Here is a 14,122-nt window from a genome sequence, read left to right as displayed (position 1 = left end):
CGTCAAATCGACATCAGTCCTTGGGCTTGCGGGTGATGTAGATGTTACCAAGTTGTTCTTCGTTCCAGACCAGCTGGCTCTCGCCCGGCTCGGCGCCGTGCATTTCCATGATGTAGGCAACAATATTCACGTAGTCCTGCTCGTTGCCGATCTTGCCGGCGGCACCCGGGGGCATGTTGGCATGCGCGAAGGTGTAGAAATCGAGCAGTGAGATCTCTTCCCACTTCTTGTTGAGGTTTGCGCCGGTAACACCCGGGCCGCCGGGCGTGCCGCGGCCGGTCTTGCCGTGGCAACCCTGGCAATACTGTGTGTAGAGCGAGCCGCCCGCAGCGGCCTGTTCGGCCGTGAAGACGCCATCCCAGATCGTACGCTCGGACGTGTCGATCTCGTCGGTAGAAACCTGTTCCGCCGCGGTGACTTCGGGGAGATCGGTCAGATCGGGAGCCTCAACCACGCCGTCGGAATGCTGGGCGTAGGCGGGAATCATTGCTGCAAGCAAAGCGATAGTGGGCGCAAGCGCCAGAATCTTTTTCTTCAAAACTAGGTCCTCACAGGCGAAGGGCGCGCCGTTGGGGTCGGATGCGCGCAACATTTTCGTCGCCACTTGAGGGGAGCCTAGTGCCCTGCGGCGGGTTGCCGCAAGAGGGCACATGTAAAAAAGCGAAAAAATCCTGACGAAAGCAAGAAATTACTTCCATTCCCGAAGTTATTTAGATGATGTCTTGTCTCTGCGTTCGGGCCAATTTCGGGCGTTTTCTCTCGGTGGTATCGATTGCAGAAAGTAATAATCACGGACGTGCCTAGGCCAGTGGATTATTTTCAATGTCTTGATTGCTAAAATTGAGCGCCGTCGTGACAGAAGTCTTGTATATTTTTCCGTACAGGTTGCGAATATCCAAGCTTAACGGCCGAGCGCGGCGCACGGTGACGCGCAATAGATTTTGGCGGCGAAATCAAACAGCCTCGACCCTGAAAAGGCGTGGTAACATGTTAGTCAAAAATGTGGTGCATTTCAGTCACGCACGGCCGACCTGCCGTGTCCAATCAGTATTGTCGGCGGAGTATTACTGTAGGCGCGTGGAGAAGGGGTCAAAGGCGTGCGGGAAGCTGGCCCTATCGCTCGAATATTTCCACGGTGGCGGAACTGTCGCCTCCCGGTCGCGGCGACCCCAAAAGTGTAAACATAGTGCCTTCGTATACAACCGCCCCGAAACCGTGACGGGGTGTAATCAAGGGCGGATATGTCCGCCATATGTCTTGGCTGAGGTCATAGGCTTCGACGGTGTCGAAGACGTCCACCCGGGTTTCCCCGCCCATGACGAACATCTCCTCGTCAAGGGCCGCCGAGGCCGCTCCGCTGCGCGGGGTGGGCATGGGAGCGCCTTCCGACCACGAATCAGTGCTCGGGTCATAGAGCTCCGTCGTCCCCAGATTGAATGCGGGATCGCCATCGATGCGTCCGCCCGCAGCGATCAGTTTTCCATCGATGACGGCGAGCGAGAGGTGGTCCCGGGCCGTGGGCACGGGCGCGGCTGCTTCCCAAGTGTCCGTCGCCGGATCATAGACCTCGTGGGCAGGGTGGTTCCTGAGACTAGCGCTATTGCCGCTCACGACGTGAATCTTGCCGTCGATCACAGCTGCCGCTCCGGCTGCCCTGGGCGTCGGCATGGCGGTGCGCTCGGTCCATTCCATGGCGGCGGGATCGTAGGCCCAGACCTGGCCGGTGACATCCCAGTCGTTCCGGTAACCGCCGAAGACGTAGATGAGCCCGTCATGACCGGCGGCGGCTGCATGATGCACGGGATAGGGGAAGGGCGCGCCAGTGCTCCAGGTGCGGGTTTCCAGATCCAGGATCAGCAGCTCGGTGCGGCCGCCATAATCACCGACGATGTAAGCGTGCTGTCCGATGGTGGCGACGGCGATCTCCGATCGTTGTCCGGGGGCGTCGTCGATGCCGGTCCAGGTGCCGACCTCGTGGGCGGCGACCGGGGTCGCCATCAGGCCAGCTGAAACAAGAGCTAGCAGTGCGTGTGCAAGACGGAATTTCGACATTGTCACCTCCCCGAAGCGTCAGTCTAGCATCAGGGTAAGGCGAAGTCTGGACGATCAGGGATCAGGCAGTCTTGGAGATGCGGGACATGGCAATCTTGGAATAGATATTGCCCATTTCCACGGCATTGCTGGCCTGAATATTCGCAAAGCTATTGGCCAGATTGGCCGTCTTCTGGATGGTTTCGGCGGCCATTGCCTTGCGCTCACGCTGATACTGCATCCGGTCATAGGATGAGAACTGGTGCATGTTGTAGCGGTTGATCTTGGTCGAGCCATAAGCCATGCGGCAAGGCTCGCCCAATATGGTTAACAACGCGTGAATTGGTTAGCGGATTGCTAACACAATCGTCGCGTCAGGCTCAGTGCTGCGTGACAACCAGCGCGGCGGCGCCGGCCATCATGACGCCGGCGGTCTTGTTGAGGCGACCAAGGGCCTTTTCGCTGCGGAACATTTCGCGGGCGGCCGAAGCCAGCCAAGCATAGCCGCAGCCGATGATCAGCAGGACCACGACCACGATGATGGTGAGTTCCACGAAGGCGACCGGGTTCATCTCACCCAGCGGCACGACCGTCGGCAGGATGGCCAGATAGAAGACGATGGTCTTGGGATTGCCCATGGTCAGCGAGAAGCCGGCAAGGAAGGTCTTCCAGGGGTCCTCGTTTTTCGGCTTCATCTGCTCGGAGCCGGGGCGGGCGGTCCAGAACTTCCAGGCGATGTAGAGCAGGTAGGCCGCACCGGCCCAGCGGACGATGGTGAAGACCGGGCCAAACCAGGTGGCAATGGCGGCAAGGCCGAAGACGGCAAAGAAGAAATAGACAAGATCGCCGGCGAGGATGCCCAGAACCATGGGGAAAGCGCCCCTGAACCCGCCACCCAGCGCTCGTGCCACCACCGCGGCAACGCCGGGGCCGGGCACGAGCACGGCAATGGCATAGGCTACGGTGAAGGCCGAAAGGGTGAAGAGGTCCATGGCAAGTCTCTGAAGCTGAGCGCGCGGACACTACGCCTCAGCGCAGTGATTTGCCAGCGGCGGCGCAAGCGATTATGTAGGGGTTATCGCAACCCGACCGGACGGTTCCCAATGGATCGCACCCTCACAGCAATGCCGACCTGCCTTGCCCCTGAGGATTTGACGAACCATGCCTTCCGTGACGCTTTCGAACCTGAGCTATTCCGGCCCTGACGGCCAGACGCTTTTCTCCCATCTTGACCTGAGTTTCGGTACCGGGCGCACCGGGCTTGTCGGCCGCAATGGCGTGGGCAAGACGACGCTGCTGCGGCTGATTACGGGCGCGCTGACGCCTGCATCGGGCACCGTGACCGTCGTCGGTCGTATCGGTCTCTTGCGGCAGGAGGTGCAGCCGCAAGAGGGGGAGACCATTGCGGATCTCTTCGGCGTGCGGAAGGGTCTGGCTCTCCTTGCCCGCGCCATGGCGGGGGAGGCGAGCGCCGACGAACTTGTCGAGGCCGACTGGACGCTTGAGGCGCGGCTGGACGAGGCGCTCGAGCAACTGGCGCTGGATGTTCGGCCCGAGACGTTGCTCTCGGCCCTGTCGGGCGGGCAACGGACGCGGGCGGCGCTGGCGGCCCTGGTGTTCGACGCGCCGGATTTGATCCTACTCGATGAGCCGACCAACAATCTTGATGCCGATGGCCGCGCGGCGGTGGCGCAGATGCTGGCGGGCTGGCGCGGGGCGGCGATTGTCATCAGCCATGACCGCGATCTGCTCGATACGATGGATGCCATTGTCGAACTGACGGGCCTCGGCGCCAGCACCTATGGCGGCAATTACACACACTACCGGGAGCGCAAGGCGCTGGAACTGGCCTCGGCACAGCGCGATCTCAGCGTGGCCGAGCGGCAGGTACGGGATGCCGCGAAGGCGGCGCAGGAAGCGCGGGAGCGGCAGGACAAGCGCGATGCCGGTGGCCGCAAGAAAGCTGCCAAAGGCGATGCGCCAAAAATCCTCCTCGGTGGACTGAAGCGGCGCGCAGAGGCCACTGCAGGCGGGCTCGACCGGCTGGCGGAAAAGCAGGCCGACGCGGCGCAGATGCAGGCGGCGGAGGCGCGCGCGAAGATCGAAGTGCTGGCGCCCTTTGCGGTGAAACTGAAGCCGAGTGGATTGCCCGCAGGCAAGGTGGTGCTGCGGGCGAGCGGGATCAGTGGGGGATATGATCCGGAACGGCCGGTGATCCGAGACTTTTCCCTGGACCTCGTCGGGCCGGAGCGGGTGGCGATCACCGGGCCTAACGGGGTGGGCAAGACGACCTTGCTGAAACTGCTCACGGGCGGTCTGGAGCCCAGTTCAGGGACTGTGCAGATCGGCGGGTCGATGGTGTTGCTCGACCAGCAGGTGGGGCTTCTGGATCGGGGCGAAAGCATTGTGGACAATTTCAGGCGGCTCAATCCGGACAGCTCGGTCAATGACTGCCGGGCGGTGCTGGCGGCGTTCAAGTTCCGCAATGACGCGGCTCTGCAGGTGGTGGGGACGCTGAGCGGCGGGGAGATGTTGCGGGCAGGACTTGCCTGCGTGCTCGGGGGCGCAACGCCACCCATGCTGGTGGTGCTGGATGAACCGACCAACCATCTCGATATCGAGGCCGTGGAAGTGGTGGAGGCGGGGCTGCGGGCGTTTGACGGCGCCCTGCTGGTGATCAGCCACGACCGGGCGTTTCTGGAGGCGATCGGGGTGGAGCGGGAGGTGGTGCTGGGGTGATTCCTCTCCCCATTGGGGAGAGGTGGCTCGGCGTAGCAGAGTCGGTGGGGGATATCTCCACTCGCGCTGAAACATCCCCCTCATCCGGCGCTGCGCGCCACCTTCTCCCCGAGGGGGAGAAGAATGGGGCCGGTGACCTGCCTAGGGCAGCCGGGCCAGGCGCTCGGTTAGCAACTGATAGAAGCCCTCGGCATTGCCTGAGCGCAGCCAGGTGGCATTGTGGGCGCGGCCGGAGACGTGCCAGTAGTCGCAGACGGTCATACCGACGGTGAGCTCGCTCGCTGTTTCAATCGTCACGTTGCAATGGCGCCCCTCGAAGAGCTCGGGCTGCAGCAGGTAGGCGATGACGGTGGGATCGTGCAGGGGGGCGCCTTCCCAGCCGTATTTCTGGAGATCGAAGGTTTCCGAGAAGGTGAGCATGGCGTGGACGGCTTCACCGGACCTGTTGCCGAGCGCCTTGATGGCCTCGAGGCGGGCCGGGGTCGACTGGATCATGTGAGTGACGTCGAGCGGCTGGATGGTGATCGGGGCGCCGCACCGCATGACCACGTCGGCGGCCTCGGGATCGACATAGATGTTGAATTCGGCCGCCGGGGTGATATTGCCCACCTCGAAATAGGCGCCACCCATCATGACGATTTCCTGGATGCGATCGGCAATTGCCGGCTCCTTGACCAGAGCCATGGCGATATTGGTCAGCGGCCCCAGGGTGCAGAGGGTGATGGTCTTCGGCTCGGCATTCATCAGCGTCTCGATGATGAAATCGACGCCGTGCTGAGCCTGGAGCGGAATGGTCGGGTCGGGCAGGACCGGGCCGTTGAGGCCGGTATCGCCATGGACATGCTCGGCGGTGACGAGATGCCGGCGCATCGGCCGGGCGCAACCGGCATAGACGGGCACGTCGGTACGGCCCGACAGCTCGACCACCTTGCGGGCATTGTTGGCATTGTGGTGGAGGCCCACATTGCCGGCCACGGCGACCACGCCGAGCACCTCCAGTTCCTCGGGCGACGCCAGCGCCAGGAGGATGGCGACGGCGTCGTCCTGACCGGGATCGGTGTCGATGATGATCTTGCGGGGCGGCTGCACTGGCATGGAAATTCCGGCGATTCGGGACGGTTGGCGCGATCCTAGCGAAGCGCCCTCGCCCGGTCGACTGCCGCGCACGATGGCGTGAGGTCGCAGGGGAACGAAGTGGATGGGCTTCACGTTTCCGGTCAGTCCCAAACTGCGGAACCTCCAATGCGCCAGAATAACGCCGATCCGGCGCCCGCCGACTTCAATGAAAGCCAGTTCGAGCGCGTGCTCAACAATGTTGCCCGCCTGGCCATGGTGGGTGTCGGTTTTGCCGTGCTGCTCACCATGCTGCGCGCGGGCCAGGTGTTCCTCGCACCGGTGACCCTGGCCATCGTGGTAGGGCTGATGTTCGGTCCGGTGGCCGACCGGGTGGAGCGCTGGGGCGTGCCGCCGGCCTTGTCGGCCGGCGTTGTCGTGCTGTTGCTGCTGGGGGTGATCGCCAGTTTCGCCACGCTGTTTGCAGTACCGCTCAGCGAGTGGGTGGCGCGTGCGCCGCTGATTTGGGAAAAGCTGCAGGCCCAGCTGGCCAACCTCCGGGAGCCGCTGGAGTCGGTCGGGCAGTTTCAGGAGCAACTGACGTCGGTGCTGGGCAATAGCAGCACGATGTCGGTGCAGGTCGAAGATGGCAGCGCGGTGACCGGGGTCGCCATGCTCGCCCCCGCCATCCTGGCGCAGGTCGCCATCTTCCTTGCCAGCCTCTATTTCTTCGTCGCCACGCGCGACCATATCCGCATGTCGGTGCTCTCAATGTGCGTGACGCGGCGGATGCGGTGGCGGACGGCGCATGTGTTCCGCGATGTGGAACAGAAAGTCAGCCGGTTCCTGCTGTCCGTGACCATGATCAACCTGTGCGTCGGCACAGCGGTGTCGATTGCCATGTGGATCATCGGCATGCCGTCGCCCATTCTCTGGGGCGCGATGGCTGCGGTGCTCAACTATATCCCCTATGTGGGACAGGCCATCATGATCACGGTCTTGCTGGCGGTCGGACTCGGCACCCAGACCGAGCTGTGGCAGATCCTGCTGCCGGTGATGTGCTATGCGGGCATCAACTTTGTCGAAGGCCAGATATTCACTCCGCACTTCATTGGCCGGTCGCTGACGCTCAATCCGTTCATCATCTTCCTGTCGATCACCTTCTGGATCTGGGCCTGGGGCCCGGTGGGCGGTCTCGTAGCTGTGCCGACGCTGCTGATTGCGCAATCGCTGATCACCCACGCCCTGCCCAGCAAGCCGGTTGCACCCCGTCGGCCCGTCCGGCGCACGGCGCGCATGACGGATCGCGACGAATTGCTGGCCAATGCCGCGCAGGCGATTCGCGAACAGCGCCAGGATGCCGAGAATGATGCCGAGGCGGAAAGCCGTAAGCAGGAACGCCGCGAGCCGCCCCAAGGCACCGGGCCGACGGGTGTCGAGCCCAGCGCGAGCTGAAGGGCGGCCACGCGCGCGCCCAGCTTGACGGGGAGCCGCTGCAGCACCAGTTTCGAGGCCTGATCGAATCTGGGGTGATGAATGGCGGGCGAAGTTGTAGCGCATGCAGCCGAGGCGGCTCATCACGGCGTCGACCTGGTGCCGGTGGTGGCGCTGCTGGCGGCAGGCACAATTGCCGTACCCATTTTCAAGCGGATAGGGCTGGGCGCGGTGCTGGGCTATCTGGCCGCCGGCCTCCTGCTCGGACCGTCCGGCATCGGGCTGATTTCCGACCCGGCAGCGGTGCTGGCCACCGCCGAAATGGGTGTGGTGCTGTTCCTCTTCATCATTGGCCTCGAAATGGAGCCGACACGGCTCTGGGCCCTGCGCAAGCAGATATTCGGCCTGGGCGTTGTCCAGGTGGGTATTTGCGGGGCGCTGCTGACCGGCGTCGGCGTGCTGCTGGGGTTTGCACCCATCGTGGCTTTTGTTTTCGGCATGGGTTTCGTGCTGACCTCGACAGCCATCGTCATGCAGATTCTGGGCGAGCGCGGCGAACTGGCCACCGAGGGCGGGCAGAAAATGGTGTCGATACTGTTGCTCGAAGACCTCGCCATCGTGCCGTTGCTGGCCGTGGTGGCGCTCCTGGCGCCATCGAGCGGCGATGTGTCCATGGTGACGCGTCTGGCGTCGCTGGGCGTGGCGCTGGGCGCGATATTGTTGCTGATTTTCCTTGGGCGGCGGATCATGAACCCGTTCTTTTCGCTCCTGGCGCAGGCCAAGGTGCGCGAGGTGATGACGGCGGCGGCGCTGCTCGTGGTGCTGGGCGCGGCGCTGCTGTTCCAGGTCAGCGGCCTCTCCATGGCCATGGGCGCCTTCCTTGCCGGCGTGCTGCTATCGACCTCGACATTCAAGCACCAGCTCGAAGCGGACGTGGAGCCGTTTCGCGGACTGCTTCTCGGGTTGTTCTTCCTCGCTGTCGGCATGTCGCTCGATCTCGGGGTGGTGGGTGAGAACTGGCAGATCATCACGATCAGCGTTGTGGCCTATATGCTGGTCAAGGCGAGCGCGATCTATGTGATTGCGCGTGCGCTTCGATCGAGCCATGGCGAGGCGCTGGAGCGGGCCGTGCTGATGGGGCAGGGCGGTGAATTCGCCTTCGTGCTCTATACGACGGCCGCCGCAAACGGCCTGATCGACGGGCCGACCAATGCCATTTTCACCGCGACTGTCATCGTGTCGATGGTCCTGACCCCCTTCGCCATGATCGGGATGCGATACCTGATGCCCAAGCAGGTCCAGTCCATGGAGGGCGTGGAGACTGCCGACGGGCTGTCGGGCCGGGTGCTGATCATCGGCTTCGGGCGCTTCGGGCAGATCGCCAGCCAGCCGCTGCTGGCGCTCCGCCATTCGGTGTCGATCATCGACAACGACACCGACATGATCCGCGCCGCAGCGCAGATCGGGTTCAAGGTCTACTACGGCGACGGTACGCGGCTCGATATTCTCCGGGCCGCCGGCGCAGGGGCTGCAGACTTGATCCTGGTCTGCACAGATCAGAAGGACCAGACCACGCGGATCGTGGAACTGCTGCGCGACGAATTTCCGCTGGCGCGGGTGATGGCGCGGGCCTTTGACCGGGTGCATGCCATCGAACTGGTGCAGGCCGGGGTCGACTACCAGAAGCGCGAACTGTTCGACTCGGCGGTGACCTTCGGGGGTGAAGCCATTCGCATGATGGGGGCCGACGAGCAGCAGATCGAGGATGTGCTCGAGGGGGTCAAGGCGCGCGACAATGAGCGTTTCGAACTGCAGCTCAATGGTGAAGACTGGCGCACCGGGGGACAGCTGCTGCTCAGCAACGCGCGTGAACAGGCGCGCGAAGGCGGGGTCTCCGTGGATAGGGAGGACGCCGAGGCGGCGGCCAGGCGGTCCGCGCAGCCGATGCAGGGCAGCTAGGCGCCAAGGTCGCGGCAAGGGGCTTTCCCGTGCACAAATTAAGTGCAAGAGTGCCCCTATTCTGAGGGGAATATCGTCATGAACACTGGATTGCGACATGCCGCAAAAACCGATCGTCTACGATGCTCCCACGCCCGAACCCCGCGCGACCACAGTTGAGGCCCTACAGGCCGAAATCCTTGAAAACCTGATTTACTCCGTCGGCAAGGACCCCATTGTCGCCCGGCCGCATGACTGGCTCCGCGCGACGATTCTGGCGGTGCGCGACCGGGTCATGGACCGCTGGATGGAGAGTTCGCGCGAAACGTGGCGGACCTCCAACAAGCGCGTCTATTATCTCAGCCTCGAATTTCTCATCGGCCGCCTGATGCGCGATGCGATGAGCAATGTCGGGCTGATGGAGCCAGTGGCCGAGGCGCTCAAGAACCTCAATGTCGACCTCGGGGATCTCATCAATCTCGAGCCCGACGCGGCCTTGGGCAATGGTGGCCTGGGGCGCCTGGCGGCGTGTTTCCTGGAATCCATGTCCTCGGTGAAAATCCCGGCCTATGGCTATGGCATCCGCTACGTGCATGGCTTGTTCCGCCAGGAAATGAGCGAGGGCTGGCAGGTCGAACTGCCGGAAGACTGGCTGGCCCATGGTAATCCGTGGGAGTTCGAGCGTCGCGAAAGCGCCTATGAGGTGGGCTTTGGGGGGCATGTCGAGCCGGTGACGGACCCCGATGGGGAAGTGCGTCAGGAATGGCGGCCGAACGAGCACCTGCTGGCGGTGGCCTATGACACGCCGATCGTCGGCTGGCGGGGCTCTCGCGTGAATACGCTCAGGCTCTGGAGCGCGCAGCCGATCGACCCGATCCTGCTCGACAAGTTCAATTCCGGCGACCATATCGGTGCGCTCGAGGAAAGCGCCAAGGCGGAAGCCATTACCCGCGTGCTCTATCCGGCCGACTCGACGGCGGCGGGGCAGGAGCTGCGGCTGCGGCAGGAATTCTTCTTCTCCTCGGCTTCGCTGCAGGACATCGTGCGGCGGCACCTGCAGCAATATGGCGATCTCGGTTCGCTCTCCGACAAGGTGGCCATCCAGCTCAACGACACGCATCCGGCCATCTCGGTGGCTGAGCTGATGCGCATCCTCGTGGATGACAACGGCATCAAGTGGGACAAGGCCTGGAAGATCGCCAAGGGCACGTTCGGCTACACCAACCACACATTGCTGCCCGAGGCGCTGGAAAGCTGGCCGGTGGCCCTGCTGGAGCGGCTGCTGCCGCGCCACATGCAGATCGTCTACCAGATCAATGCCGACGTGCTCGCCGAAGCGCGGACCAAGAAGGGATTTACCGACCAGCAGATCGCGGCGGTGTCGCTGATCGACGAGCATGGCGGGCGCCGCGTTCGCATGGGCCAGCTGGCCTTTGTCGGTTCGCATTCGATCAATGGCGTGTCGGCGCTGCATACCGAGCTGATGAAGCAGACGGTGTTCGCTGACCTGCATCGTCTCTATCCGGAGCGGATCAACAACAAGACCAATGGCATCACGCCGCGGCGCTGGCTGATGCAGTGCAATCCATCGCTGACGAAACTGATCAGCGAGCGGATCGGCCCCGACTTCCTCGATGACGTGGACAAGCTGCACCAGCTGCTGCCGCATGCCGAGGACCCGGGGTTCCAGAAGCAATTCGCTTCGGTCAAGCTCGAGAACAAAAAGCGTCTGGCCAAGCTGATCAAGGACCGGCTCAATATCAAGGTCGATCCGGAAGCGATGTTCGACGTGCAGATCAAGCGCATCCACGAATACAAGCGCCAGCTGCTCAACATCATCCATGCCGTCGCGCTCTACGACGAAATCCGCGCCCACCCGGAAAAGGAATGGGTGCCGCGCGTGAAAATCTTCGCCGGCAAGGCGGCGCCGAGCTACTGGAACGCCAAGCTGATCATCAAGCTGATCAACGATGTCGCGCGGGTGATCAACAATGACCCGGCAGTGCGGGGTCTGCTCAAGGTGGTGTTCCTGCCCAACTACAATGTGAGCCTGGCCGAAGTGATCGTGCCGGCCGCCGACCTCAGCGAACAGATTTCCACCGCGGGCATGGAAGCCTCGGGCACCGGCAATATGAAGTTCATGGCCAATGGCGCCGTCACCATCGGCACGATGGACGGGGCCAATGTGGAAATGCACAAGGAAGTGGGCGCCGACAATATCGTCATCTTCGGCCTCACCACCGAACAGGTCGAGGACAAGCGGGCGCGCTCGGAAGTGCCGCGGACGGCTATCGATGCCTCGCCGCGCCTGCGCGAAGCGCTGGATTCGATATCGTCCGGCGTGTTTTCGCCCGATGATCCGCATCGCTATCGCGACCTGGTCGGCGGGCTCTACGACCATGACTGGTTCATGGTGGCACGCGACTTCGACGCCTATGTCGCGGCGCAGGCCAAGGTGGACGAGCTTTGGCGCGACAAGAAGAAGTGGAGGGCCATGTCGATCCGCAATACGGCGAGTGTCGGGTTCTTTTCGTCGGATCGAACGATACGGCAATATGCCGAGGAAATCTGGGGCGTTCAGACGGCCTGATTTTCTGGTGCGCGCAGCAAACGCCCAAACAAGAGGAACGGGGCTGCGCTGGGTTGAGTTGAGGCTTGCAGGTTGAGAAGCAGGCTGACGGGGGAGTGCAGGCGTGGGCGTGAGCAAGGAAAACTGGCAGGCCGATAGTCAGGAAATCGAGGCAATCGTGGCGGGACGCCACAGCAATGCCTTTGCTTTCCTCGGCCTGCATGAGGTGGACGGGCATTGGGTGCTGCGCGCTTTCGTGCCCCATGCCGACACCCTCAACGCCTTCTCGCTCGATGGCGCGTCGCTTGGCCATATGGTGCCGCGCCATCCTGCGGGCTTTTTCGAAGCCAAGGTCGACCTCAAGGCGCGCCAGCCGGTGCGCTACGAGGCCAGCAATGCCGGCGGGAGCTGGACAGTGTACGACCCCTATTCCTTCGGGCCGGTTCTGGGGCCGATGGACGACTACCTTATCGGCGAGGGCAGCCATCTGCGGCTGTTCGACAAGATGGGCGCCCATGAAATGGAGTTCGAGGGCATCCATGGCACCCATTTCGCGGTCTGGGCGCCCAATGCGCAGCGCGTGTCGGTCGTCGGGCCGTGGAACGAGTGGGACGGGCGGCGTCACCCGATGCGCAATCGGCAGGGCATCTGGGAAGTGTTCATTCCAGTGCTGGGTACGGGCACGATCTACAAGTACGAGATTGTCGGGCCCAGCGGTCAGGTCCTGCCGCTCAAGGCTGACCCGTTTGCGCGTCAGGCTGAACTGAGGCCGCGGACCGCCTCGGTCGTGCCCGACCCGACGCCGTTCAAGTGGACTGACCAGCAGTATATGGAGGAGCGCGCCGGTCGCGACTGGCGGCGCACGCCCATGTCCATCTATGAGGTGCATCTGGGTTCATGGCGCCGCCGACCCGATGGCAGTTTCATGAGCTATGACCAGCTGGCCGAACAGCTCGTGCCCTACGCTGCCGACATGGGCTATACGCATCTCGAATTTCTGCCGGTCTCAGAGCATCCGTTCGATCCGAGCTGGGGGTACCAGCCGACCGGCCTTTTTGCGCCAACCTCGCGCTTCGGCGATCCGGCCGGATTTGCGCGGCTGGTCAATGCAGCGCATGAAGCGGGGCTGGGTGTCATCCTGGACTGGGTGCCGGCGCATTTCCCGACCGACGAATTCGGCCTCAGCCATTTCGACGGCACGGCGCTCTACGAGCATGAGGACCCCCGCCAGGGATTCCATCCGGACTGGAATACGGCGATCTACAATTTCGGGCGCAAGGAAGTTTCCGCCTTCCTCACCAATAATGCGCTGTTCTGGTTCGAGCAGTTCCATGTCGACGGTCTCAGGGTCGATGCGGTGGCGTCGATGCTCTACCTCGATTATTCGCGCCAGCCGGGCGAGTGGGTGCCCAACAAACATGGTGGCAACCAGAACCTTGAGGCTGTGGCCTTCCTGCAGCGGGTCAATGCCGAGGTTTACCGGCAGTTTCCGGGCGCCTTCATGATCGCAGAGGAATCGACGGCCTGGCCTGGGGTCAGTGCGCCGACCTATGCGGGCGGGCTGGGCTTCGGCTTCAAGTGGAACATGGGCTTCATGAACGACACGCTGCGTTTCATGAGCCGCCAGCCGGTGCATAGGCGCTTCCATCATAACGACATGACCTTCGGGCTCATGTACGCCTTTTCCGAGAATTTCGTTCTGCCGCTGAGCCACGACGAAGTGGTGCATGGCAAGGGCGCGCTGCTCAACAAGATGCCGGGCGATGACTGGCAGCAATTTGCCAACCTGCGCGCTTACCTCGCCTTCATGTGGGGGCATCCGGGCAAGAAGCTGCTGTTCATGGGCCAGGAATTCGCGCAGCGCGAAGAGTGGAGCGAGAGCCGCTCCCTCGACTGGTGGTTGCTGGATTCGCCGCCGCATGAAGGGATGCGACGGCTGGTGGCCGATCTCAATGCGGCCTATCGCAGCCTGCCGGCGCTCCACGAACGGGACTGCGAGCCGGACGGGTTTGAATGGGTCATCGGCAATGACCACACCAATTCGGTGCTGGCCTGGATCCGCAAGGCGCCCGGTGCCGATCCGGTTCTGGTCATCACCAATATGACGCCAGTGCCGCGCAGCCACTACAAGGTGCCGCTGCCCAAGGCAGGCCGCTGGGTCGAACGCATAAATACCGATGCCGGGTGGTATTCCGGAGGGAACACAGGCAACCAGGGCGCCGTTATCGCCAGGGCTGTCGAGGGGCAACATTTCCTGGCGGAGGCAGAGCTTTACCTGCCACCGCTGGCGACACTGTTCCTGAAATACGAGCCGGACTGATCCGGCAGGTTGGAGCATGATCGCAAGGTCATGCAGAG

At 63.0% G+C, this 14,122-nt stretch carries 10 protein-coding genes; 5 read left to right on the top strand and 5 right to left on the bottom strand.

What is annotated here, in order from left to right:
- Positions 1-13: 13 nt before the first annotated feature.
- The 4 genes from MQW79_RS06320 to MQW79_RS06305 all read right to left on the bottom strand — a co-directional run bounded on the left by MQW79_RS06320 (position 14) and on the right by MQW79_RS06305 (position 3,023).
- The gene (locus MQW79_RS06320; RefSeq protein WP_476587492.1) at positions 14-592 is read right to left on the bottom strand and encodes a c-type cytochrome; all 579 of its coding nucleotides are present in this window, start codon (positions 590-592) and stop codon (positions 14-16) included.
- Positions 593-1,113: 521 nt separating this feature from the next.
- Positions 1,114-2,052 (bottom strand): Kelch repeat-containing protein, encoded by a 939-nt coding sequence (locus MQW79_RS06315; RefSeq protein WP_476587491.1) that lies wholly within the window; start codon positions 2,050-2,052, stop codon positions 1,114-1,116.
- 61 nt (positions 2,053-2,113) lie between these two features.
- Entirely contained in the window at positions 2,114-2,335 is a 222-nt protein-coding gene (locus tag MQW79_RS06310) for a hypothetical protein (RefSeq protein ID WP_476587490.1), read from the bottom strand.
- A gap of 76 nt (positions 2,336-2,411) precedes the next feature.
- Positions 2,412-3,023 (bottom strand): LysE family translocator, encoded by a 612-nt coding sequence (locus tag MQW79_RS06305; RefSeq protein WP_476587489.1) that lies wholly within the window; start codon positions 3,021-3,023, stop codon positions 2,412-2,414.
- 169 nt (positions 3,024-3,192) lie between these two features.
- Here MQW79_RS06305 and MQW79_RS06300 point away from each other — a divergent pair, with 169 nt between their 5' ends.
- Positions 3,193-4,770, top strand: a complete 1,578-nt coding sequence (locus MQW79_RS06300; RefSeq protein WP_476587488.1) for an ABC-F family ATP-binding cassette domain-containing protein — start codon at positions 3,193-3,195, stop codon at positions 4,768-4,770.
- Positions 4,771-4,911: 141 nt separating this feature from the next.
- Here MQW79_RS06300 and MQW79_RS06295 read toward each other — a convergent pair whose 3' ends face one another.
- Positions 4,912-5,859 carry a nucleoside hydrolase gene (locus tag MQW79_RS06295; RefSeq protein ID WP_476588193.1) on the bottom strand — a complete coding sequence of 316 codons (948 nt, stop codon included), beginning with the start codon at positions 5,857-5,859 and terminating at the stop codon, positions 4,912-4,914.
- Between the two features lie 153 nt (positions 5,860-6,012).
- On the opposite strand from MQW79_RS06295, the gene MQW79_RS06290 reads away from it, so the two are divergent.
- The 4 genes from MQW79_RS06290 to glgB all read left to right on the top strand — a co-directional run bounded on the left by MQW79_RS06290 (position 6,013) and on the right by glgB (position 14,084).
- Complete coding sequence (locus tag MQW79_RS06290; RefSeq protein ID WP_476587487.1) at positions 6,013-7,278, top strand: AI-2E family transporter; 1,266 nt, start codon at positions 6,013-6,015, stop codon at positions 7,276-7,278.
- 81 nt (positions 7,279-7,359) lie between these two features.
- The gene (locus tag MQW79_RS06285; protein WP_476587486.1) at positions 7,360-9,216 is read left to right on the top strand and encodes a monovalent cation:proton antiporter-2 (CPA2) family protein; all 1,857 of its coding nucleotides are present in this window, start codon (positions 7,360-7,362) and stop codon (positions 9,214-9,216) included.
- Positions 9,217-9,313: 97 nt separating this feature from the next.
- Positions 9,314-11,785, top strand: a complete 2,472-nt coding sequence (locus MQW79_RS06280) for a glycogen/starch/alpha-glucan phosphorylase (protein ID WP_476587485.1) — start codon at positions 9,314-9,316, stop codon at positions 11,783-11,785.
- Positions 11,786-11,888: 103 nt separating this feature from the next.
- Positions 11,889-14,084 (top strand): 1,4-alpha-glucan branching protein GlgB, encoded by a 2,196-nt coding sequence (gene glgB, locus MQW79_RS06275; protein WP_476587484.1) that lies wholly within the window; start codon positions 11,889-11,891, stop codon positions 14,082-14,084.
- Positions 14,085-14,122 lie beyond the last annotated feature (38 nt).

Source organism: Devosia sp. Micro-HW1 (assembly GCF_056341075.1).
Note: the sequence above shows the minus strand (reverse complement) of the source record. Positions and strands in the feature narration are given on the sequence as shown.